22 protein-coding genes and 1 tRNA gene are annotated in these 22,329 nt (G+C 59.9%); 12 read left to right on the top strand and 11 right to left on the bottom strand.

The window, feature by feature from the left end:
- Nucleotides 1–116: 116 nt before the first annotated feature.
- From DWV32_RS04860 to DWV32_RS04845, 4 genes are all read right to left on the bottom strand, one after another.
- Nucleotides 117–193: transfer RNA gene (locus tag DWV32_RS04860), tRNA-Glu, on the bottom strand.
- A 100-nt stretch (nucleotides 194–293) separates the two neighbouring features.
- Nucleotides 294–2,471 (bottom strand): MurT ligase domain-containing protein, encoded by a 2,178-nt coding sequence (locus DWV32_RS10395; protein WP_233540408.1) that lies wholly within the window; start codon nucleotides 2,469–2,471, stop codon nucleotides 294–296.
- Nucleotides 2,472–2,516: 45 nt separating this feature from the next.
- A complete protein-coding gene (locus tag DWV32_RS04850) occupies nucleotides 2,517–3,560 on the bottom strand; it encodes a hypothetical protein (RefSeq protein ID WP_117757411.1) in 1,044 nt (347 codons plus the stop codon).
- Nucleotides 3,560–4,636: a hypothetical protein gene (locus DWV32_RS04845; protein ID WP_117757410.1), complete on the bottom strand. Its 1,077-nt coding sequence runs from the start codon at nucleotides 4,634–4,636 to the stop codon at nucleotides 3,560–3,562. Before DWV32_RS04845 ends, DWV32_RS04850 begins: the two co-directional genes overlap by 1 nt.
- 500 nt (nucleotides 4,637–5,136) lie before the next feature.
- On the opposite strand from DWV32_RS04845, the gene DWV32_RS04840 reads away from it, so the two are divergent.
- The 6 genes from DWV32_RS04840 (at nucleotide 5,137) to DWV32_RS04815 (ending at nucleotide 11,750) form a co-directional block, all read left to right on the top strand.
- On the top strand, nucleotides 5,137–6,360 hold the full coding sequence (locus tag DWV32_RS04840; protein ID WP_055251037.1) for an iron-containing alcohol dehydrogenase: 1,224 nt from the start codon (nucleotides 5,137–5,139) through the stop codon (nucleotides 6,358–6,360).
- A gap of 83 nt (nucleotides 6,361–6,443) precedes the next feature.
- Entirely contained in the window at nucleotides 6,444–7,544 is a 1,101-nt protein-coding gene (locus tag DWV32_RS04835; protein ID WP_117563611.1) for a glycerol dehydrogenase, read from the top strand.
- Between the two features lie 147 nt (nucleotides 7,545–7,691).
- Nucleotides 7,692–8,759: a glycerol dehydrogenase gene (locus tag DWV32_RS04830; RefSeq protein WP_117757409.1), complete on the top strand. Its 1,068-nt coding sequence runs from the start codon at nucleotides 7,692–7,694 to the stop codon at nucleotides 8,757–8,759.
- Between the two features lie 151 nt (nucleotides 8,760–8,910).
- The gene (locus tag DWV32_RS04825) at nucleotides 8,911–10,164 is read left to right on the top strand and encodes a 4Fe-4S binding protein (protein ID WP_117757408.1); all 1,254 of its coding nucleotides are present in this window, start codon (nucleotides 8,911–8,913) and stop codon (nucleotides 10,162–10,164) included.
- 114 nt (nucleotides 10,165–10,278) lie between these two features.
- Nucleotides 10,279–11,355, top strand: a complete 1,077-nt coding sequence (ychF, locus tag DWV32_RS04820; protein ID WP_117655222.1) for a redox-regulated ATPase YchF — start codon at nucleotides 10,279–10,281, stop codon at nucleotides 11,353–11,355.
- Between the two features lie 11 nt (nucleotides 11,356–11,366).
- Nucleotides 11,367–11,750 carry a DUF1648 domain-containing protein gene (locus DWV32_RS04815; protein ID WP_117757407.1) on the top strand — a complete coding sequence of 128 codons (384 nt, stop codon included), beginning with the start codon at nucleotides 11,367–11,369 and terminating at the stop codon, nucleotides 11,748–11,750.
- Nucleotides 11,751–11,759: 9 nt separating this feature from the next.
- Here the strand turns inward: DWV32_RS04815 and DWV32_RS04810 are convergent, their stop codons facing one another.
- Nucleotides 11,760–12,149 (bottom strand): hypothetical protein, encoded by a 390-nt coding sequence (locus tag DWV32_RS04810; protein WP_117757406.1) that lies wholly within the window; start codon nucleotides 12,147–12,149, stop codon nucleotides 11,760–11,762.
- Nucleotides 12,150–12,225: 76 nt separating this feature from the next.
- Here DWV32_RS04810 and DWV32_RS04805 point away from each other — a divergent pair, with 76 nt between their 5' ends.
- On the top strand, nucleotides 12,226–12,444 hold the full coding sequence (locus DWV32_RS04805; RefSeq protein WP_117757405.1) for a helix-turn-helix domain-containing protein: 219 nt from the start codon (nucleotides 12,226–12,228) through the stop codon (nucleotides 12,442–12,444).
- A 22-nt stretch (nucleotides 12,445–12,466) separates the two neighbouring features.
- On the opposite strand, the gene DWV32_RS04800 is transcribed toward DWV32_RS04805, so the two are convergent.
- Nucleotides 12,467–13,480: an asparaginase gene (locus DWV32_RS04800; protein WP_117757404.1), complete on the bottom strand. Its 1,014-nt coding sequence runs from the start codon at nucleotides 13,478–13,480 to the stop codon at nucleotides 12,467–12,469.
- Between the two features lie 267 nt (nucleotides 13,481–13,747).
- Between DWV32_RS04800 and guaA the strand changes: the two genes are divergently transcribed.
- The gene (gene guaA / locus DWV32_RS04795) at nucleotides 13,748–15,346 is read left to right on the top strand and encodes a glutamine-hydrolyzing GMP synthase (RefSeq protein WP_117757403.1); all 1,599 of its coding nucleotides are present in this window, start codon (nucleotides 13,748–13,750) and stop codon (nucleotides 15,344–15,346) included.
- A 154-nt stretch (nucleotides 15,347–15,500) separates the two neighbouring features.
- On the opposite strand, the gene DWV32_RS04790 is transcribed toward guaA, so the two are convergent.
- From DWV32_RS04790 to DWV32_RS04780, 3 genes are all read right to left on the bottom strand, one after another.
- Nucleotides 15,501–16,331, bottom strand: a complete 831-nt coding sequence (locus tag DWV32_RS04790; protein ID WP_117757402.1) for a class I SAM-dependent methyltransferase — start codon at nucleotides 16,329–16,331, stop codon at nucleotides 15,501–15,503.
- Nucleotides 16,332–16,446: 115 nt separating this feature from the next.
- The gene (locus DWV32_RS04785) at nucleotides 16,447–17,052 is read right to left on the bottom strand and encodes a class I SAM-dependent methyltransferase (protein ID WP_117757401.1); all 606 of its coding nucleotides are present in this window, start codon (nucleotides 17,050–17,052) and stop codon (nucleotides 16,447–16,449) included.
- The gene (locus DWV32_RS04780) at nucleotides 17,039–17,668 is read right to left on the bottom strand and encodes a class I SAM-dependent methyltransferase (RefSeq protein WP_117757400.1); all 630 of its coding nucleotides are present in this window, start codon (nucleotides 17,666–17,668) and stop codon (nucleotides 17,039–17,041) included. Before DWV32_RS04780 ends, DWV32_RS04785 begins: the two co-directional genes overlap by 14 nt.
- 564 nt (nucleotides 17,669–18,232) lie before the next feature.
- Here DWV32_RS04780 and DWV32_RS04775 point away from each other — a divergent pair.
- Complete coding sequence (locus tag DWV32_RS04775) at nucleotides 18,233–18,682, top strand: hypothetical protein (protein ID WP_117757399.1); 450 nt, start codon at nucleotides 18,233–18,235, stop codon at nucleotides 18,680–18,682.
- 313 nt (nucleotides 18,683–18,995) lie between these two features.
- A complete protein-coding gene (locus DWV32_RS04770) occupies nucleotides 18,996–19,631 on the top strand; it encodes a GyrI-like domain-containing protein (RefSeq protein ID WP_117757398.1) in 636 nt (211 codons plus the stop codon).
- A 125-nt stretch (nucleotides 19,632–19,756) separates the two neighbouring features.
- On the opposite strand, the gene DWV32_RS04765 is transcribed toward DWV32_RS04770, so the two are convergent.
- A complete protein-coding gene (locus tag DWV32_RS04765) occupies nucleotides 19,757–20,125 on the bottom strand; it encodes a helix-turn-helix domain-containing protein (protein WP_117757397.1) in 369 nt (122 codons plus the stop codon).
- Between the two features lie 114 nt (nucleotides 20,126–20,239).
- On the opposite strand from DWV32_RS04765, the gene DWV32_RS04760 reads away from it, so the two are divergent.
- Nucleotides 20,240–20,644, top strand: coding sequence for a TIGR04076 family protein (locus DWV32_RS04760; RefSeq protein WP_117757396.1), 405 nt, complete (start codon nucleotides 20,240–20,242; stop codon nucleotides 20,642–20,644).
- Between the two features lie 148 nt (nucleotides 20,645–20,792).
- On the opposite strand, the gene DWV32_RS04755 is transcribed toward DWV32_RS04760, so the two are convergent.
- The gene (locus tag DWV32_RS04755) at nucleotides 20,793–21,233 is read right to left on the bottom strand and encodes a MerR family transcriptional regulator (RefSeq protein WP_117757395.1); all 441 of its coding nucleotides are present in this window, start codon (nucleotides 21,231–21,233) and stop codon (nucleotides 20,793–20,795) included.
- A gap of 221 nt (nucleotides 21,234–21,454) precedes the next feature.
- Between DWV32_RS04755 and DWV32_RS04750 the strand changes: the two genes are divergently transcribed.
- Nucleotides 21,455–22,219: a carboxymuconolactone decarboxylase family protein gene (locus tag DWV32_RS04750; protein ID WP_117757394.1), complete on the top strand. Its 765-nt coding sequence runs from the start codon at nucleotides 21,455–21,457 to the stop codon at nucleotides 22,217–22,219.
- The last annotated feature ends 110 nt before the right edge of the window (nucleotides 22,220–22,329 follow it).

Raw genomic sequence — 22,329 nt, 5'->3', positions numbered from 1 at the left:
TTTTTGTCCACGGGCCCTTGGATGACAGTGTGATTTTATGCCTTCGGGGTTCGAATCCCGGCGTATGGGTAGCAAAAAGCCCGTCACCGAATTGGTAACGGGCTTCTCAGATTCTGTGGTGCCCCCAGCGGGATTCGAACCCGCGATATCCACCTTGAAAGGGTGGCGTCCTTGGCCGCTAGACGATGGGGACAGCGGGAAAGAGTATAGCAGACTTTTTTGCCGGTGCGTATATCGTTGGCAAACTGGAAAACCACCACAAAGGTACCTGTCCCCTTTGTGGTGGTGGGGTGCTAGGGGAGGAGCTTCATGGCGGCGTCGTGGGCGGCGTGCTCGTAGGTGTCGTCGAGGGGCTTGAGCGGCAGCAGGGCTGTGGCCTGCGCATCGCCGCGGCGCTCGAGGGCGTGGGTAATGAGCCAGTCGGCAAGCTCGGGGTTCTTGGGCAGCGCCGGGCCATGCAGGTACGTGCCGATGACACCCTTGTAGATGAGACCCTCAAAGCCATCGTCGCCGTTGTTGCCGGTGCCCGTGACGACGGACGTTCCGAGCGGCGTGGCATCGGCGTCCAAAAGCGTGCGGCCACCGTGGTTCTCGAATCCCACAAAGGGCTCGGGTGCCAGGTCGGTCTTGACGGCGACGTTGCCGATCAGGCGGTCGGAGCCGCGTACGGTCTCGGCGGCAATGACGCCCAGGCCCTCGATGCGATTTTCGCCCATATAGTACGAACGGCCGAGCAGCTGATAGCTGCCGCAGATGGCGAGCAGCGAACCGCCGTCCTCAACATAGGCTGCGACCTTGTCTTTTTGGGCGAGCAGCTCGTGTGCCACGGCTAGCTGGTCGCGATCGGATCCGCCGCCCATCATGACGATATCGGCATCATGCAGATCGAGCACCTCGCCCATGCGGACCTCATCCACGCGAACGGGGATGCCGCGCCAGGCGCAGCGGCGCTCGAGGGCGATGACGTTGCCGCCGTCGCCATAGAGGTTGAGGGCATCGGGATACAGGTAGACGATGCGCAGCGGGCGCGAGAGCTCGACTGGCGCGATACCGACAGGAAGAGCGCTGCCGTCGGCACGGACTGCGGCGCGGGCGGCAACCGTGGCTGCATCGGCACCCTTCAGCCCGTCGAGTTCTTTGACCAGCGGCGGGAAGGCCGTGTAGTTGGCGACGGCGTAGAAGGTGTCATCGGCGGCCTCGTCTGCCATGGCGCCAATTGCCTGCGCGACGTCCGAGATAATGGCGGCGTCGATGCCGGCGTACTTGAGGCGCACCTGCATATCGTGTGCGCGCGTGCCTCCGGCAAAGGCGACAAGATCCGGCGTGTCGGCGATGCGCTCGAAGTCGACATCGTAGATCCACGAGACATCGTGGCCGTCGGCATCGTTATCGTTTAGGAAGAAGGCGCAGAGCCTGCCACCTGCCGTTTTAATGGACTGGATCTGGCGATCGAAGCCCACGGGATTCTTGGCCAGGTTGGCCTCGACGGTGCGGCCGGCAATATCCCAGCGGCCCATGCGTCCGCCGGCGGGCACGTAGGCATTAAGCGTGGGCTGCAGGTGCGCCGCGTCCACGCCCAGCTCGTGCGCCGCAAAGAAGGCGGCGGCGACGTTATAGACCATGTACAGGCCGTTGTAGCGCGTGGCGATGTGCACGGCGGGCGCGTTGGCCTCGGGTCCAAAGGCCAGGTCAAAGCCGTAGCCGTCGCAGCCGAGCTCAACGCCCGTCACGCGGCGGAGCAGCGCGGGGCGACCCCAGCCGCACGAAGGGCAATGATAGGCGCCCAGCTGTCCGTACTGCACATAGTCGTATTCCAGCGGGGCGTTGCACTGCGAGCAAAAACGCGAGTCGCTAATGCGGTCGGACTCGGTGCCCGTGGCGCCGTCGATGCCAAAGGCGATGCTCGTGTTGGGGACGCGCGCGGCGATCGAGGCGCACAGCGGATCGTCGGCGTTGTAGATGAGCGTTGTCGTCGGAGAGAGCTCCAACGCATGGGCGATGACGTCTTGGGTATGGTCGATCTCGCCGTAGCGGTCTAGCTGGTCGCGGAACAGGTTGAGCAGCACAAAGTACGTCGGTTTGAGCTTGGGCAGAACGCGTACGGTGTAGAGCTCGTCGCACTCAAAAACGCCCACGCGCTTGCCGCTGCTGGTGTGCTTAAGGCTGCCGCGGGCCTCGAGCAGAGCACCCACCACACCAGGCTCCATATTGTTGCCGGCACGGTTGCACACCACGGTAGCGCCGCTGGCAGCAACGGCGTCAGCGATGAGGTTGGAGGTGGTGGTCTTGCCATTAGTACCGGTAATCACCACGCTGCGGTCGACCAGGCTCGCGAGGTCGCTTAGCAGCTCGGGGTCGATCTTCATGGCGATGCGGCCGGGAAGCACGCCACCCTGGCGTTTGAGGACAGAGCGCAGTCCCCAGCGGGCGATATCGCTCGAGGTGCAGGCGAGAGATGAGCGGAGGTTCATGAAGCCGTTCCTAACATAGATGACATGGTCGGGGCGATCGCGTCGCTAAAAGCCGTAGCGGCGCGCAAATTCCTGGGCGAGCTGCGATACATCTTCGCAGGCGTTGGCCCAGGGGGCAAAGTCGGGGGTGTCCGAGATAATGCCGTCGGCCTCCCAAACTGCCTGGTGCGAAAGGTCCCAGGGGTCGCGCGGCTCGGGTCGGCAGGGAAGATACGGCGTCTGGTACATGGGATTCAGCAAGAAGAACGCGCCGCCCTCGCAGCGGTTAGCGAACTCACGCAGCGCACGCACCGCCGGGCGCATCTTGTTTGTTTTGAACAGCAAGATCGTGCGGGCGAGCAGGTACCAAGGAGAGTTTTCGAGTGCGTCTGCCCCCATCTGTTCCTCGAGCTGATGCGCCAGGGCAAAAAAGCCGTCCTGGTCTTCCAAGCGGGCGAGGGCAAGCAATACGGTGCCGGCGGCCCGGGTGGGATAGCCCTCCGCCTTAAGGACACGGCGAGCATAGTTGGCGGCGGCGCGGTAACGAGCGCTCGCCATGCACAGCTGCGAGATGGCCTCGAGTGTGTGAAGCCACCCGATAAGGGCCGGCTCGCTCACGGTAAGGTCCGCTGCGGTGACACCGTCGGCCAAAACATTATTGGCCCAATAGTGCGGGGCCTCCATATCAAACCCGGGCACGCTCTGTTGCAGGTAGTCGGCCGTGCTCGCCTCGAGCTTCATCAGGTCGCCCAGGCAGGCGTCAACGGGCGTGTCCGCCAAAATGATGGCGAGCAGCTGCGCGTCGACGGCCAGCGCATCGATGCGGACGATCTTGAGCAGCTCATCGCGCATGTCGTCGAACAGGCGGTTGCGCGTCTGCTCAAACTCCTCGTCGCTGCCCATGTCCTCGATGCGATGGAGCTCGTCGAGCAGGTGGCGATGAACACCGGCATAGGACAGCAGTGCCTGAGCATGCTCGGACTGCGCATACTTTTGGGGATTCGCGCTAATGTCGTTATGGACAAGCTCGCGTGCTGCATCGGTGAGCTCGGGGTGCGACGCCAGATAGGTGCGCTCCAGGTAGGCGGGGATGTAGACGCTCGGATCCATTAGAGGTCTCCTCCCTTAAACGGCAAGCCCTGCTCGGCCGCCCGCAGGATGCGCTCGTCGATCTGGGAGCGCACGATGTCGTTGGTGGCGACCCAGGCGGCAAAGCTGGCGTTGTCGGGCGCGCCCAGGCCCTCCTGCAGTACCGGCGTCGCCTCGGAGAGTGCAAGGACGAGCTCGTCGGTGGAGCCTGCACTCACGTTGACGCGGGCATAGACGCCATCGGGAAACTCGGTTTGGAAGTAGAGCGCCTCGGCTGCGTGCGGGCACGAGCGCGCAAGGATACGCAGGTAGTGCTCGGCACCCTCGTAGTCCAGCTCGCGCCAGGCTGCGCTCATCAGCGCGATGAGCGTCCACGGGTCCAAGTCGCGTTCTGCATCCTTGGGACGACGGCGCAGCGGCGTGTTGGCGAGATAGGGGACGGAGTGGGCAGAGCGAAAGCGCTTGAGCTCCTCAGCGGGGTATTCGAGCTTTGCCATGGCGAGCATTGCGGTGTGGCGGACGCCGGCAGGATCGTTGGGGGCAAAGTCGAGGCTGCGGTTTGCGGCTTCGAGCGACATGCGGTAGCGGCCGCTAATGAGGGAGCGCGATGCAAGGGCGGCAAGCCAGCGCAGGTAGGGGCGGCGCATAAGGTCGCCTGCGGCTTCACGCTCGTAGGGGTCCTGCGCCGAGGCGATCTTGAGCGCCAGGTCGTGTTCGACTTCATCGCACTTGGATACCAAGTACTGTACGTATTCCTCGTTGGAGTCAGCGGTGAGGGCCGTCAGCATGCGCTGCGCATCCCAGTTGGCCGGATCGAGTGCGGCGGCCTCGCGAAGCATGTTCTCGGCAGTGGCCTCTTCCTGCTCGGCTTGGGCATCGTCGGGGATAAAGGGAATGCGGTAGTCGACGGCCTCGACCACCTTGGCAATCAGATGCCCGGCGCGGTCGCGGTCGTGCACGATGAGCGGCGCGGGGTTGCGGGTGAATTGATCCATCAGACGCTCGACGGCGGGGCCGTCGGTGAGCGGGATATTGTCGCGGCGCAAGGCCTCAAGAACGAGGCGATGGCAATCCTCTTGAATGGGATCGAATGCCATGGGGCCTCCTTTGCTGCGGTTAGGGTTCAAATGTCTCTATATAAGGTTCTAGTTTACCCGCATGTGGCACACCGGGGGTGCCGCACTTGGACATGCACCTTTGCACCACGAAGACGGATGTCGCACAAATGTCGGCACCTTGGACGACTGAGTGGTATCACGGTGCCGCAAACGGTTGATTTTTGGCGGCGAACGGGGCGCATTTTGGAGGGGCACCGTCCTGCCCGGGATATGTGGTCAACCTTGATAAAACGTTTGCCCAGCTTGGGAGTATGAATGCCCCACAAGGGTCTTCAGGGATAGAAAAAACGTTTCATCATTGTCGGCTTTAGGTGAATAACTGACCAACCAGAACGGTAAAATAGTGTTTGTCTGAGCGTTGAGACGTTTAGACATCGCGCATTGCCCTCGCCGGCAACGCGCAAAACGGTCCTAACGGAGCCAATCGGGTGCTCCGTTATATACGCAAGTCTAAGAGGGGCTTGTTTAGGAGGCACAGTATGGGACGTTTTACCAATCCTCGCGATCTGTACTTTGGTGAGGGCGCTCGCCACGAGGTGAAGAACCTCAAGGGCAAGAAGGCCATCATCGTTTCTGGCGGCAGCTCTATGCGCCGCGGCGGGTTCCTGCAGGACGTTGAGGCCGACCTCAAAGAGGGCGGCTTCGAGGTCAAGCTGTTCGAGGGCGTCGAGTCCGATCCGTCCATCGAGACGGTCATGAAGGGCGCCGAGGCCATGCGCGAGTTCGAGCCCGACTGGATTATCGCCATCGGCGGCGGCTCGCCCATCGATGCCGCTAAGGCCATGTGGGTCTTCTACGAGTATCCCGAGGAGTCCTTCGATAACATCATCCAGCCGTTCAGCTTCCCCGAGCTGCGTCAGAAGGCTCACTTCTGCGCCATCTCCTCTACCTCCGGTACCGCTACCGAGGTTACCGCCTTCTCCGTCATCACCGACTACGCCAAGGGCATCAAGTACCCGCTGGCCGACTTCAACATCACCCCTGATGTCGCCATCGTCGACCCCGAGCTCACCTACACCATGCCCGCCAAGCTGTGCGCTCACACCGGCATGGATGCTCTGACCCACTGCATGGAGGCCTACGTTTCTACCTTCGCCTCTATGTTCACCGACGCCAACGCCCTGCACGGCATCCGCGAGATCGTCGAGTGGCTGCCCAAGTCCTATGCTGGCGACCATGAGGCCCGTCAGCACATGCATGAGGCTCAGTGCATCGCCGGCATCGCCTTCTCCTCGGGCCTGCTGGGCATCGTTCACTCCATGGCTCACAAGACCGGTGCAGCCTTTGAGAACGGCCACATCATCCACGGTGCTGCTAACGCTATGTACCTTGGCAAGGTCATCCAGTGGAACTCCAAGGATCCCCGTGCTGCCGAGCGCTACGCTTATGTGGCCAAGGAGATCCTGCACCTTCCCGGCGAGACCAACGAGGAGCTTATCGCTGCGCTCGTCCAGAAGATCCGCGACCTCAACGACCAGCTCAACATTCCGCAGTCCATCAAGGATTACGCGAATGGTGGCGTGAAGGTCGACGCCGAGAACCCGCAGATGGTTTCCGAGGAGGAGTTCCTCGCCAAGCTCCCCGAGATCGCCGCGAACGCCGAGCAGGACGCCTGCACGCCCGAGAACCCGCGTGAGACCAAGGCTGCCGACTTCGAGAAGATCCTCAAGGCCTGCTACTACGACACCGACATCGATTTCTAATCGACTCTTGTTATCGTAACGAGGGGCTCCGCACGTATCTGTACGGAGCCCCTTTCTTTTTTCTTTTAGAGAATGGGATAGTTATGGCTGCAATTTTCAATAGCCCCAGCAAGTACATCCAGGGTCCGGACGAGCTCGCCAAGCTCGGCTCCTATGTCGAGCCGCTCGGCGCTAAGGCCCTCGTCATCGTGACGCCTTCGGGCAAGAAGCGCGTCGGTGCCAAGATCGAGGGCGGTTTTGCCGAGGCTAAGGCCGAGCTGCTGTTTGAGGACTTTAACGGCGAGTGCTCCAAGGGCGAGGTCGATCGCCTGGTTGCGCTCGCTCGCGACAACGGTTGCGACATCATCGTCGGCGTCGGTGGCGGCAAGATTCTCGACACCGCGAAGGCCGTCGCCTATTACCTGGAGTCCCCGGTTATCATTTGCCCCACCATTGCTTCGACCGATGCCCCGTGTTCGGCACTTTCGGTGCTCTACACCGACGATGGCCAGTTCGATAAATATCTCTTCCTTAAGGCAAACCCCAACATTGTCCTGATGGATACGACGGTTATCGCGGCGAGCCCGGTGCGCCTGACGGTTTCCGGTATGGGCGATGCGCTCGCAACCTACTTTGAGGCCCAGGCGACGCATGATGCCGACGGTGGCACTTGCGCCGGCGGTAAGGGCGGCATGGCCGGCCTGGCGCTCGCTAAGCTCTGCTACGAGACGCTTATGGCCGATGGCGTCAAGGCCAAGGTCGCGCTGGAGAAGGGTGCGCTCACGCCTGCCGTCGAGCATATCATCGAGGCCAACACGCTGCTTTCGGGCATTGGCTTTGAGAGCTCGGGCCTTGCTGCTGCTCATGCCATCCACAATGGCCTGACGATGCTGCCCGAGTGCCACGGCATGTATCACGGCGAGAAGGTCGCCTTTGGCACCATCGTTCAGCTGGTACTCGAGGATGCTCCGACTGAGAAACTCGAGGAAGTCTTGGGCTTCTGCATTGAGCTGGGCCTGCCGGTCACGATGAAGGAACTTGGCGTTGCCGAGCTTACGCGCGAGCAGGCCATGATTGTTGCCGAGGCCGCCTGCGCGCCCGATGACACCATGTGCAATATGCCATTTGAGGTGACGCCCGAGATGGTCGCAAACGCCATCCTGGGTGCCGACGCGCTGGGACACTACTATCTCATGGATGAGTAAATCAAGCTAAGGAAGGGGCAAAGCCAGCAGACGGCTTTGCCCCTTTTTGCTATGGTGCAAACTAACCTGACCCCATCGCACCAAGTTGGTGCAAAGGGGTCAGGTTACTTTGCACCAATCGTTGTTTGATGAAGGGCGGATTCTCGTATGGCGCTTCCTATGGTTTACGGCGGTCCCGGCCGGTATGTTCAGGGGCCGGGCGAACTTTCGCGTCAGGGCAGGTATTTGTCATGGTTGGGCTGCGCTGCCTATGTCTTGTTTGACCAGGGCACCGAGGATCGGCTGTGCAGGCAAATCGTCGATGGATTTCTGGATGAAGATCTAAGCGAGCCGTTCTTTAAGATTTACAACGGTCCGTGTACGGAAGATGCCGTTGTCGAAATGGCCAAGGAAGCCCAGGCCGAGTATTGCGACATGGTGGTGGGCATTGGCGGCGGCAAGATGCTCGATATCGCAAAGGCCGTTGCGTTTTATGCTGAGCTGCCGTTGTGTGTATGCCCCACGGCGGCTTCGATGGACGGTCCGTGCAGCGCGATTTCGGTGCTGTATCACGAGGATGGGTCGTTCGATCGCTATCTGATGCTCGAGAAGAATCCGGACCTGGTCGTGGTCGATACCAACGTGGTCGCGGCGGCCCCACTGCGCATGACGGTCGCCGGTATGGGCGACGCGCTGGCAACGTACTTTGAGGCGCGTTCGTGCGCCGCGGCGCGCGGCGCGAACGAGCACGGTGGCGCGCCGGGGCACTTGGCACTGGTCGCGGCACGTGCCTGCTACGATACGCTTATGGAATGCGGCGTCGCTGCCAAGCGCGATCTCAAAAAGGGGCGTACATCGCCGGCGGTTGAGCGCCTGATCGAGTGCAACATCCTGCTTTCGGGCGTTGGCTTTGAGAGCGGTGGCTTGGCGTTGGCGCATGCCATCGCCAACGGCCTGACGATTTTGCCCGAGTGCAAGGCCATGCATGGCGAGGCCGTGGCGTTTGGTCTGGTGGTGCAGCTGCGCCTGGAGCGTGCGCCCGAGCTTGATCAGGTGCTCGAGTTTTGCCAGCGCGTTGGTCTGCCGACGACGCTCGAGGAGCTGGGCCTTGGCGAGATTTCCGATGCCGACCTGCAGAGTGTTGCAAATGCGGCCTTTAGAAACGAGCGTAATATGGCCAACGAGCAGGCCAAGGTGACCAAACAAAAGCTCGTGCAGCTCATGTGCGAGGCATAGTTTGGCGCTTGATTGACCTTGTGCAATCGAGGCGGCGATAGGCCATAGGCTATTTGTCCCAAAGGTGCTCCGCGTGTAATTTGCTCGAGGCACGGGCCGATGGCGTATCATTATTTCTTGCTTGTTTGCACTGCTCAGGGAGGGGCCGCGCATGGCGCAGGAACACGATCTGTTTGATGACATTATCGAAATCAGCAAGGGTTTCGACTTTCTTAAAAACCCGCTTGGCGGTGTGACCGACGCACTCGATCCGTCGGCGCCGCAGTGGAATCCTGCCGACTACAAGGAGCGTCCGCGCGGCAACACCATTCCGTGCTTGACCTGCAAAAACGAAAAGAGCGGTTGCACCGCGTGCATGGATGTGTGCCCGGTCAACGCTATCGAGGTCGAGGAAGACGCTATCGAGATCCTCGACTCCTGTCGCAAGTGCGGCCTGTGCGCCGCTGCCTGTCCGACCGAGGCGATTATTTCGCCGCGCCTGGCGCCCAAAAACCTTTACGACGACATTGTCTCTGCAGCTACGAGCCACGAGACCGCCTACGTTACCTGCACGCGCGCCCTCAAGCGCATGCCGCGCGAGAACGAGGTCGTCGTTGCCTGCGTGGGCGATATTACGGCCGAGACCTGGTTCTCGGTGCTGGCCGACTATCCCAACGTGAGCGTGTACCTGCCGTTGGGCGTGTGCGATAAGTGCCGCAACACCGGTGGCGAGGATATTCTGGGCGAGGCCATCGCCACTGCCGAGGAGTGGGCCGGTACGGGCATGGGCCTGGAGGTCGACCCCAAGAGCCTCAAATGTCATAAGCGCCGCGAGTACGAGCGCAAGGAGTACATGGAAAAGATCGCCCGCACCACGGGTCTGACGGTGACCAAACTCAACCCGGCGACGGCGGCGCTGGCCTCGGTGACGCAGAAGTTGAAGGCCCACCGTCACCAGATTACCCAGCTCGAGCGCACGCTCAACACCATGTGCGGCACCACGACGACCAAGCGTCGCCGTTCGCTCACGCACGGGCGGCAACTGGTGCTCTCGACGTTGCAAAACCACCCTGAGCTTGCCCAGAACATGCAGGTTAGCACACCGGAATGCGATTTTGACAAGTGCACGTCGTGCGGCGAGTGCGTCAATGTGTGCCCCACGTTCGCCTGCGATCTGGTGGGAAGCGGCCGCTTTGCACTGGAGTCCACGTATTGCTTGGGCTGCGGTGCCTGCGTCAAGGTTTGTCCCGAACATGCGCTCAAGCTGGTCGAACACGATGCGTCCAATCTGGTCGTCGTCGATCCCGAGGCCGAGGAAAAGGCCGCCCAGAAGACGAAGGCTCACGAGGAGGCCGAGAAGGTCAAGGCCGAGGCAAAGGCCAAGCTTGACAAGATGCTCGACCAGGTGGAAAAGCTCGCGGACTAGTCAGCGACCTCTATCTCTGCTTCATTCGTGCCGCCGTGGCGTCCGGGTTCGCCCAGATGCTGCGGCGGCGCTATACTTATGCAGTTTGAAATGCTTGTACCAAAAGGAGCTGTCGTGTCCCTTTCCATCGGTATCGTGGGCCTGCCCAACGTAGGCAAGTCGACGCTGTTCACCGCGCTTACCAAAAAGACCGGCCTTGCCGCCAACTACCCGTTCGCCACGATCGACCCCAACGTGGGTATCGTCGATGTGCCCGATAGCCGTCTGCAAAAGCTCGCCGACATCGTCAACCCGGGTCGCATTGTGCCGGCGACGGTCGAGTTCGTCGACATCGCAGGTCTGGTGAAGGGCGCCAACGAGGGCGAGGGCTTGGGCAACCAGTTCCTGGCCAACATTCGCGAGACCGACGCCATCTGCGAGGTCGTGCGCTACTTTAAGGACCCCAACGTCATGCGTGAGGTGGGTCGCACGGGCGAGTTCGTCGATCCCGCCGGTGACGCCGACACCATCATGACCGAGCTCATCCTGGCCGACATGGGCACGCTCGAGAAGCAGCTGCCCAAGCTCGAGAAGGAGGCCAAGCGCGACAAGGAGCTCATGCCCAAGTTCGAGGTCGCCAAGCGTCTGCTTGCCTGGCTCAACGAGGGCAAGCGCGCCGCGTCCATGGAGATGACCGACGAGGAGCGCGCCGCTGCCAAGGGCCTGTTCCTGCTCACTATGAAGCCCATCCTGTATGTGGCCAACGTGGACGAGGATATGCTCAACGACGATCTGGCGCCCATCGATGGTGTTAAGCCGCTGCCCATCTGCGCCAAGATCGAGGCTGAGCTTTCCGAGCTCGATCCCGAGGATGCGGCCGACTACCTGGAGAGCTTGGGCCTGGAGCAGCCCGGTCTGGACGTGCTCGCACAGGCCGCTTACAAGCTGCTCGGCCTGCAGTCGTTCTTTACGGCCGGCGAGATGGAGGTCAAGGCCTGGACGGTGCGTCAGGGCGCGACCGCTCCGCAGGCCGCCGGCGTCATCCACACCGACTTTGAGCGCGGCTTTATTAAGGCCGAGGTCATTGGCTACGACGACTACATCGAGCTCGGTGGCGAGCAGGGCGCCAAGGCCGCCGGCAAGCTGCGTATCGAGGGCAAAGAGTATGTCATGGCCGATGGCGACGTCGTGCACTTCCGCTTTAACGTGTAAGGACGACGCATATGTTTAAATACGGCAAAAAAGCTGGCTACATGGGTATTGCGTTGCTCGTGCTTGCGGTGATTCCGCTGGTGGTTGCAGCGTGTGTTATCCCCAACATTGGCCCCGAGGTGGCAACGAAGTTTAACGCCGCCGGCGAGGTGACGCGCTGGGGCAAGAGCTACGAGCTGCTGGCACTGCCGGTGCTCAACCTGCTGCTGAGCGTGGCGACGTACTTTACGGCAGGACGTCAGGCTAAAAACAATGATGACTCCGCCGCCATGGCGCGCATCGTGTGCGAGCGCTACCTGCGAAACGGCTGCATCACGGGTGTGTTTCTCAACGTGATCAACGTTTACTTTATGTACTCGGCGATTACCGGAACGGGCTTTGGCCTTGGTTTCTAGCTTGTCCTTTTAGGCAACGAGCCTGCACATATATTCAATGGCTGCTGCGAGGCCGCCGCTCGATCGTGGTTTAAAGACCATGTCGGCGGCGGTCTCGTTTTCGTATCCGGAGCCGCGGAGGGCGAGTGCGATACTGGCTTCTAAAAGGAGCGGCAGGCCGCGTTGGCTGGTTGCGATTACGGCAGCCTGATTGAGCGGGCAGCTGTGCGTTTGGCATTGGATGGCAAGTTCACCTTGCGCCGGGCAAGGGATCAGAACGGCGGCGACGCGACTTGATAGCAATGCAAATGCTGTGCGCTCATCGGGCGAAAGGCATTCGGCTTCAACGACGACAAGCTTGGGCGGTGCGCTGTTTGTGCGAAGCGTGGCTGGGTACGTGCGGACCGAAGAACCCGACATAGAAAACTCCTGTGTATTCGGGAAAACGTAAACTATAGTTTACGTTTATGTTCGGCTCCATTTCAAACTCGGCTGCATGGACGAACGTGCGAAACAGATTCTTGGCAAGCGAGTCGAGCAGACGCGCAGGGACCTTGGTATCTCCAAGGTCGATTTTTGTGTGGCAGCAGGAATCAGCCGCCCCTATCTCGACAGAATCGAAGATGGAACGGCAAATTTCACGCTCAAGGTTCTATTTAAGATCGCGCCCGCACTCGGCATGACGGTGTCAGAGCTTCTCGAGGGTATCGAATAGGGGATACCCGTCGACAACTGAATTACGCCATCGGGACGCGGTCGTGGTTGACTTGGCTGTAGAACAGGCGCTGGATTTCGGCGGCATCGCGTGACTGGCCGAGTGCCCACATGGTTTTGGCCACGAGCGTCTCGGTTGTCATATCGTCGCCGCGCAGAATGCCCGGATGATCGGCGTAAGCACGGCCGACCTCATAAACGCCCAGATCGAGGCCCTCTTCGGGGACCTGCGTGGTCATAACGACGGTGCGGCCCGAATCGACCCAGCGGAAAATTGCCTCTTGGAACGACTCGCCCGACTCACCAAACTCGGGGATACCGCCAATGCCAAAGGTCTCCAGAATCACGGCGTCGTAGCTATCGGCCAGGGCGTCCAGGATACCCGGGTTTACGCCGGGTGTAAGCTTGAGTACAAATACGCGCGGGTCGATGCTGTCGTAGAAACGAACCGGGTTCTCGTTCTGGTGAGTGCCGTGGAGTCCGTTGCGAACGATGCGGTCGTTGCGGATATAGGCAATGGGCGGATAGTTGACGCTAATGAACGCGTTAAAGCTCATGGTGCGCTGCTTGCGGGCGCGCGTGCCGGCGATGGCCACACCGCCAAACACGATTGAGACGTCGTGCGAATGCTCGTCGAGCGCATAGAGCAGGCTCTGGTACAGATTGAGCTTGGCATCGGTAAAGGGGTTGCCCATGGGCTTTTGCGAGCCGGTGAGCACGATGGGCTTGGGGCTGTCCTGGATCAGGTAGGAAAGCGCTGCCGCGGTGTAACTCATGGTGTCGGTGCCGTGCAGGACCACAAAGCCGTCGTGGTCGGTATAGCCTTCCACGATGACATCGCGGATCTGCATCCAGTCGCTTGGGCGCATATTGGTGCTGTCGATGTTCATGGGCTGCACGACGTCGAGCTCGCAGAGGCCCGAGATCTCGGGGACGCTCTGGGCGAGCTCCTCACCGGTCAGGGCGGGGGAGAGGCCGTTGCCGTCCTCGGTTGATGCGATGGTGCCGCCCGTGGCGATGAGAAGGATGCGCTTCATGCTGGTATTCCTATCGTATTTGCCGCCGCAGAGGCGGAGTCGTTCGGCAGTATTGTGGCACAGGGCGTCCAATGTTCAAACGTATTACATCATCTGTAACGTTTGGTAGCACTTCAATTGCCGTCAAATAGGGCCCAGGTCGTGCGTTTGCCGTGCGCTGATGGCTGCGAGGGACGAGAAACCCCATATAACGTGTACACTATGAAAGTTATTTTCGTTCATTCACGCGGGTGGGCACCGGCTCCCCGCCAACAAGAGGGGGAAACCATGGATCAAAAGGCTTCCGCAAAGGTCCTCGTACTCGACTTTGGTGCGCAGTACGGTCAGCTCATTGCCCGTCGCGTCCGCGACCTCAACGTGTATTCCGAGATCGTTCCCTGCGACATCTCGGCCGATGAGATTCGCGAGATGAACGCCTCTGCGCTCATCCTTTCTGGCGGCCCGGCTTCTGTGTACGCCGAGGACGCTCCGTCCATCGATCCCGCCATCTTTGACCTGGGCCTTCCCGTCCTGGGCTTTTGCTACGGCCATCAGATCACGGCCGTGACGCTCGGCGGCAAGGTCGGTCACTCCGAGGTGGGCGAGTACGGCCGCGCCACTATTACGCGCACTGCCGGCGCCAAGCTCTTTAACTCCACGCCCATGGAGCAGACCGTGTGGATGAGCCACCGCGACGCCGTGTCCGAGGTGCCCGAGGGCTTTACCGTTACCGCCAGCACCGACGTGTGCCCGGTTGCCGCCATGGAGTGCGTCGAGCGCAAGATTTTCACCACGCAGTTCCACCCCGAGGTCAAGCACTCCGAGTACGGTCAGCAGCTGCTGAGCAACTTCTTGTTTGAGATCTGCGGCCTGGAGCCCAACTGGAGCATGGACAACCTGGTCGAGACCATGACGGCCGAGTTCCGCGAGAAGGTCGGCGACGACCGCGTGATTCTGGCCCTGTCCGGCGGCGTCGACTCCTCCGTCGTGGCTGCGCTGGGCGCCCGCGCCGTGGGCAAGCAGATGACCTGCGTGTTCATCAACCACGGCCTGCTGCGCAAGGGCGAGCCCGAGCAGGTGGAGGAGGTCTTCACCAAGCAGTTTGACGTCGACTTTATTCACGTCCACGCCGAGGACCGTTATGCCGAGCTTCTGGCCGGCGTGACCGAGCCCGAGGAGAAGCGCCGTATCATCGGTACGCAGTTCTGGAAAGAGTTCTTCGCCGTGGCGCAGCAGCTCGAGACCGATGGCAAGCCGGTCAAGTACCTGGCTCAGGGCACCATCTACCCCGACATCATCGAGTCCGGTGCTCGCAAGACGGGCGGCAAGACGGCCACCATCAAGAGCCACCACAACCTGATCCCGTTCCCCGAGGGCGTACACTTCGACCTTATTGAGCCGCTCGACCACTTCTTTAAGGACGAGGTCCGCGCACTTGGTCTGGCACTGGGTCTGCCGGGTCACATCGTGTTCCGCCAGCCTTTCCCGGGCCCGGGTCTTGCCATCCGCATCATCGGTGCGGTCGACAGGGAGAAGCTCGAGATCCTCAAGAACGCCGACGCTATCGTGCGCGAAGAACTGGACGCCTACAACCAGCGTCTGTTTGAGCAGACCGGCGAGCGCAACTCCGAGCACAGCTGCTGGCAGTATTTCGCGGTCCTGCCCGACATCAAGTCTGTCGGCGTTATGGGTGACGAGCGCACCTACCAGCGCCCGATCATCCTGCGTGCCGTCGAGTCCAGCGATGCGATGACCGCCGACTGGGCCAAGCTGCCCTACGACGTACTGGCCCGTATCTCCGGCCGCATCGTTGCCGAGGTCCCCGGCGCCAACCGCGTGTGCTACGACATCACGTCCAAGCCGCCCGCGACGATTGAGTGGGAATAGAACAGACGTTCGATAAAAGAATATAGTATCAGATAGCGGGCACGGTTTCAATTGAATCCGTGCCCGCTGCTGTATGCGTGTCCCTGCATGCCCAATATGCGCCGTAAAAGCCGTCTTCTTCGACGTCAAAGTGAATGCGCTTCGTTTTTGCCTCTCAAAATCTTATTTTCACGATTTGCATTTTCATCCCGTTGTCACCGACCCTTGCGAGAAACCGGAAAAAGCCGCTGACAGAAGGGTCTCTCAAATCGTTGTAGCCCAGCATATAGCCGCGACTTGTGACCTGCAGACGGCTGTCCCACGTGCCGATTTCCTTGGCGGCATCCGAAACCGCAAAATATGCCCCCACATCCTTGATTTTTGCAGTCTTAAGCCATGTTTTTGCGATCATCTTTACCGCCGTCCGATTGGCAGCATCAAAGACCAGCACACTGCCGGTGAAAGCGTCCGCCATCCCCCGCACCAGTTCCCGGACCTGCTGGGTCAGAAAGTAATAGAACACCCCGGAGGCAAAGAACGCCGCCCCGCGGGAGGCATCGATTTTGCTAAACCATGCGGTGTCTTTCAGGTCGCAGGGGATATTTTGTTCTCGATCCCCGGCGGGCAGTAGCTGCTGCCGCAAGGCAATCACATCCGGGAAGTCCAGATTATAGATCTTGCATCTACCGTTGTCGCAGGTTCTGCCGGTGTTGTCCAGCCCGCAGCCCAGATTGACCACCGCCGCATTGGGGTGGCCTTTCAGGTAATCCCGCACCTCGAAAGCAAGATCACTCTGCCGTGTGGCCACCTCCAGCGCACCAAAGCGCTGCATCAGGCTGCGGGAGTTTTTCTCTGCCTCTGAAAAGTCGTAGTCGATCTGGTCGAGCGGACGAACCGCTGTTTCATCCCTGTAAAGGGTCGGGTACAACTCCGTACACAGCTTCCGGGAATACAGCGGGAGGATCAGCGTCTCCTGCACGGTGTTTTTCTCAATTTTACATTTCATAGGTTTCTTCCTCAGTGAATAAAAACTGTCATAATTGCCGCCAGCATAGCCGCTATGACCGTCATGCCTATCGCCATGTGCAGGATGGATGCAAAAATACCCGTGCTTGATGCCCCTACTTCCGCGCCGTGACGCAGAGCCACTTTTTCTTTTTGTGTATCTGCACCTCGTGAAAACCCGCCTGCTCCAGACATGCCTCTAATTCAATGTCCTTGTAGATGGTCATGCCGCCGATGATCTGCGTCCACCTCTCGTCCTTGTCCGTATCGCCATTGCTCTCGTTGCAGATAAGAATTGTCCCGCCTGGCTTCAGCGTCCGCCAGACCTCACGGAAGCATCGGGGCAAATCAGGCCAAAAATAGACGGTTTCAAAGGCCGTGGCAGCATCGAAGTAGCTATCCTCAAACGCCATATCCGCCACACTGCCTTGCAGAACGGCGCAACGCCCCTCCTGAAGTGCAGTTCGGTTGATCTTTCTAGCCTTCTCCACGCTGACGGGCGAATAGTCGATGCCCTTGACGACGCCATACGGGCATTTTTTCAGCAGCCGTTTTATGTTTGCCCCGCCGCCGCAGCCGCAATCTAGCACCTTGGCGTTTGGCGCAAGTCGTAGAAATCGAAGTCCCCACCGCGCCACAGGGCTGTGGCCCAGATTCATCATGGCAACCATAAGTTTTCCGCCGAGGCCCACGGGCTTGCGGGTGTTTTCAAAGAACGACATCTGGCCCCTCCGATTTTCTGCATTCCGCATAGGTCAACGGGAACGAGGCCTTCAGCACCGCGCTTTTCTGCACCGCCCAGCCGTTTTGACGCAGGAAACGTAGGTATTCCTCGCTTGTCCACCTGCTGTGGAGAGGGAATCCCTCCATACTCATGAAAAAGGCTTTTGCCTTGCCGGAAACCGAGTTCCCCGCGTGGGTGAAGGTTGGAGCGATGAGCACGCCGTCGTCCTTCAGCACCCGCCTGATTTCTTGCAGGGCCTTTTCCGGATGCGGCACTATGTGAAGCGCGTTGGACACGATCACCACTTCGAAGGACTTCTGTGCATAGGGCAGGCGGAACATATCTTGTACGGAAAAGTGCAGCTTTGCGGATTGATTGTCCCGCTTTGCTTCAAGGATCATCTTTGCAGAGGCGTCCGTAGCCTCGATGTGCGCCGCCGCATTCACGATGCTCTTTGCGATAAGCCCCGTGCCGGTGGCGACCTCCAGTACGGTTTTTGCTTTCACTACCGGCCGGATCAGCCCATATATCTTCTCATACGCCGCCCGGTCGTTTCGCATGAAACGGTCATACCGACCGGCGTTCTTGTCCCAGAAACCCTCGCGTTCGTGCATGGCTGACGCCCCCCAAACAGTTAGAGCCATCTAACTATAACACACGAATCATGCAGTAAGATGAGGCTAACCTTCTTTTCTTGGCTAAGACGCATCTCTTCGGTTTTCGCTTATAGCGGCGCGAGTCAGATACTAGGCTGGAGCTGAAGAAGGAACTTGGCGGACAGGTAGGTCGATACCGGTTCCCGGAACGGTGATCCAGCCAATTACACCAGGGCTCTAGTCATTGAGTGGGAATAGAAAATTCTTTAGCTATGGAGGTATAAATTTGATTTCCTTTAGGATACACCCCCATAACTATATGAATTGACCTGCTGACTCCAATGAAGATTGGAGGGCAACTGCCAGGGGTGACGGCCCAGCGAGTGTTATTTTGCGAGCTATGCGCGTTGAAAGCGACCTTTCGTGGTATAAACTACTTGCCGGAAGCCGCGGCTTTCAGAGTACGGCTTACGTGTACGTTTAACCTCCGTGGGCGACGGGGTGCCGCAAGGCGTAGAATATCGCCCACCTGTAGGGGCCTGCAGCGATGCGGGCCCCGCTTCGTATGAGGGGGCGCAACCGATGAAGATCGTATCCATCTCCCAGGACTTCTTCGACCTCGTCGAGGGCGACCGCGAGCTCATGCTTAAGCACAATCGCCCCTGCATCGTGGTGGTGAGGCTACGTTTTCGCGGAAAGCGCAGGGACTTCGCTGTGCCGCTGCGCTCCAACATCGCCCCCAACGTGCCCAAAGACCAGTACTTCGCGCTACCGCCCCGCCCCACGACACGTCCCGGCTGCCGCCACGGCATCCACTACGTCAAGATGTTTCCCATAACCAAGGCCTACCAGCGTCGCTTTAGGACCGAGGGTTCGGCCTACTATGAGACGCTCCAGCGCATTATCGACAGCAACACCAAGCGCATTGTCTCCGAGTGCCAGGCGTACCTCGACCGCTACGAGCGCGAGGGAAGGCCCCGCTTTGCCGTCGACATCGACCGTATCGTGGGGCTGCTGGAGGGCGAGAAGTAGGGTGCCTCGGCTCAGTCTCGAGCCATGCGGAGTCGCTCCGCATTTCTGAACGCCGCGTGTGCACCCCAAATACGTGAGAAACAAGCTGTGAAGTGCGGCGGCGCGCCCGTACCCGTGCATAGCCATCACCATCAGCGTCTTCGGTGTGCTACGACATCACGTCCAAGTCGGCAGAGGCCATCGCATGGGAATAGAACAGGCGTTCGATTCTATGTTACAATGCCTGCCAACGGGAGGTTTCTTCCAAAGATGAGCCCGTTGCTGTATTTGAGCCGATATCGGCGGAAACCCAAGCTCAGGGAGGGCTGTTGCGATGGCATACGATTTCAAGAAGGAGTTCAGAGAGCTCCACAGGCCGTCCGGCAAGCCGAGCGTTGTAACCGTTCCACCTATGAGCTACATCGCCGTGCGGGGCAAGGGCAATCCCAATGCCGAAGGCAGCGAGTACCAGAACGCGTTGCCGCTGCTCTACGGCGTCGCCTATACCATCAAGATGTCGAAGAAGGGCCCGCGAGAGATCGAAGGCTATTTCGACTTCGTCGTGCCTCCGCTCGAGGGCTTCTGGTGGCAAGACCGCACCGATGGCGAGATCGATTATGCGCGGAAGGACGACTTCAACTTCATCTCATGCATCCGCCTGCCCGATTTCGTCACTCGCGAGGACTTCGACTGGGCCGTCTCGGAAGCTGCCGCCAAAAAGAAGTTGGACTTCTCGGCGGTCGAGCTGCTGAGGGTCGACGAGGGCCTTTGCGTTCAGTGCGTGCATACCGGGCCTTATGACGGCGAGCCGGCGACCGTAGACGCCATGCGCACATTTGCAGCGGAACAGGGCTACGCCCCCGACTTCTCCGAAGCCCGTCTGCACCACGAAATTTACCTCTCCGACCCGCGCAAGTGCGCGCCGGAGAAGCTCAAGACCGTGATCCGCCATCCCATAAAGTTGATTTAGCGAAACGGGCGACGTCGCGCGGTCCAGGCTCCCGCAATTGCGGGCTGGAAGGTGCATCGCCTTATCGGCTTCATTGTTTTTCAGGGGCGCGCACATAAAGACTTGTGCCTCATCGTCCCTTTCGTCTACCAGTCCGACGGAGGAACCCGGTCATCGCGATGGGCCTCGCCCCAAAGACAGAGCTCATCAAGCACTGGCATGAGCGACAGGCCGCGCTCGGTCAAGCTGTACTCCACCTTCGGTGGTACCTGGGGGTACTCAACGCGCTTGACAAGACCATCGGCGACCAGACCCCTCAGCGCAGAGGTGAGCGACTTGTAAGTAGCAGGCGCAAGCTTGCGTTTGAGCTCGTTGTAGCGCGTCGTGCCGTCCAGGTACAGGCAGAACAGAACTGGCAGCTTGTACTTGCCTTCTATCAGGGAGAACGCGTACGCAAAGCCAGTGTTCTCGATGCCGTTGCGCGCGAACACAACCCCCTCTTTTGCCCCTGCCATGTGGTCTCCTTTACGCTCTACTTCAGTAATGTACCTATCTTTAAGGTGTGTACTCGTATCTTCGACCGGCATCAAGCATACTACTTCACAATTTAAGAGAAAGGCGGAGCCACCGTGAAGCACCAGGTGAAAATGACGGTAATCGATAAGAAACTGTTCCCCGAGCTGCAGGAGCGCTACTGCGCGGACAAGCAGGCGGGAGCGTGCCCGTGCTACAACGTGGGCGACGAGTTCCTGTTCGAGCGCGACGGCGACAAGGACCATTTCTGGCAAGGCGGCCTCGGCACGCTGACGAGAACCGACGCCGACCCCGACACCGTCGCCGGCGGCCCAAGGCGCCCTCACTGCTCCGAGGCGTGGGATGCCGTCTCGCGCTACATCTACACGGGCCTGCAGGGCGGATCGATTATGCGGGGATGGATGGAGCGGGAGAACGAGATGATCTGCTGCTGCAACGATGATACGCGCCCGGTAATCTTCAAGCTCGAGCGCATCGACATCCCCGAAGAGGACGAATAGCGTGATAGCCGCCGTTCTTTCCGCTACTCGGACAGTTTGCGAAATTGCAGGAATGACCGCCTTCGGACCTTTTGGTTCGGAGGCTTTCTTTTTGCACTCCTACCCCGAACAAGACTCCTCGCCGAAGCCCCTTGAGCATCGGGCGCCACTATCGAGCGTGCGCGTTCTCGTAGGCCTCTTTAATCTCTGCCGGCAAACCGTCTGGAATCAGTGCCTTCAGCTCAGCCTCGTTGTCGCCTTGATTCAGCTGCTCGTAGTACCAGCATTTGAACTTCAGCATATCGAGCGCACGGTTCATGTTCGCGATCTCCGATTCCATGTGGGCCTTCCGCTCCTCGAACATAGCCTTTCGCTGGGGGTATGTTGATGGGCCCTCTGCGCACCATTCCATGAACAGCCGGATATCCCTGATCTCCATCCCCGCCTTCTTTAGGCATTCGATGACTCGAAGCGCCTCGAGTTCCTTGTCGCCAAATCGGCGAATGCCGGACGCCCGCTCCAATCCCGGGAACAATCCCTGCTTGTCGTAATATCGCAGCGTTGAAGCGGGCAAACCGAACATTTCCGCCACCTGTCCGATTGTGTACATGGCTCCTCCGAAACAATGTCGAATTCATTCCTTGACCTAAAGTCAGGTTTAGGTACTACCTTTATTCTCGTCAATGCAAATCGGAGGTGCAAGAGGTGTCCGTAATCGCCGGGCATTCCGCACTGGAGCAGGCGCGACGAATGGGTATGCGAATCTAGCTGGGCCGATTGGCGCGCGAAAGCAGATTTGCACCTAATACCATCGACAGGAGGAAGTAAATTATGGCAATTAAACAGACGGCAGGCAGGGATGCCCTGGGGGACTTTGCCCCCAAATTTGCACAGCTCAATGACGATGTGCTGTTCGGCGAGATGTGGAGCCGAGAAGACGGGCTTTCCCTTCGAGACCGCAGCGTGGTGACGGTGGTGGCCCTGATGGCGCAGGGACTGACGGACTCTTCGTTCCAATATCATCTGATGTCCGCAAAGAACAATGGAGTGACCAGGACGGAGATAGCGGAAATCCTTACGCACGCGGCGTTTTACGCGGGCTGGCCCAAGGCGTGGGCGGCCTTTCGCATGGCGAAGGAGGTCTGGGCAGATGGCGATGCCGCTGATGCAAGAGCTGAGCATCAAAACGAGATGGCCTTTCCCATCGGTGCCCCCAACGATGCATTCGCGAAGTACTTTATCGGGCAAAGCTACCTCGCGCCCCTTTCCACCGAGCAGGTCGGTGTCCACAACGTGACGTTCGAGCCCGGCTGCCGCAACAACTGGCACGTCCATCACGCCAAAAGCGGCGGTGGGCAGATCCTCGTCTGCGTGGCTGGTCGAGGGTTTTACCAGGAGTGGGGAAAGCCGGCACAGGAGCTGCGCCCCGGCGACGTGGTCAACATCGCCCCGGGGGTGAAACACTGGCACGGCGCCGCGCCCGACAGCTGGTTCTCGCATCTCGCGTTGGAGGTTCCGGGCGAGGAGACCTCCAACGAGTGGCTGGAGCCCGTGGGCGACGATGCATACCTTAAAGCGACCAACAAGGAGGCTTAAGCACCGTCGCCCGTCCGCGCCGCCGAGAGCAGCGCGCCCAAATCTGCCTGAATCGCTCCTGCCTTGCTTCCGAGCTGCAGCGGAGCCGAGCCGCCCGAGATGTTTACGCT

This window comes from Collinsella sp. AF04-24 (genome assembly GCF_003465685.1).
In the GTDB taxonomy this organism is placed as follows: domain Bacteria; phylum Actinomycetota; class Coriobacteriia; order Coriobacteriales; family Coriobacteriaceae; genus Collinsella; species Collinsella aerofaciens_AP.
This window is presented reverse-complemented; position numbering and strand designations above follow the sequence as displayed.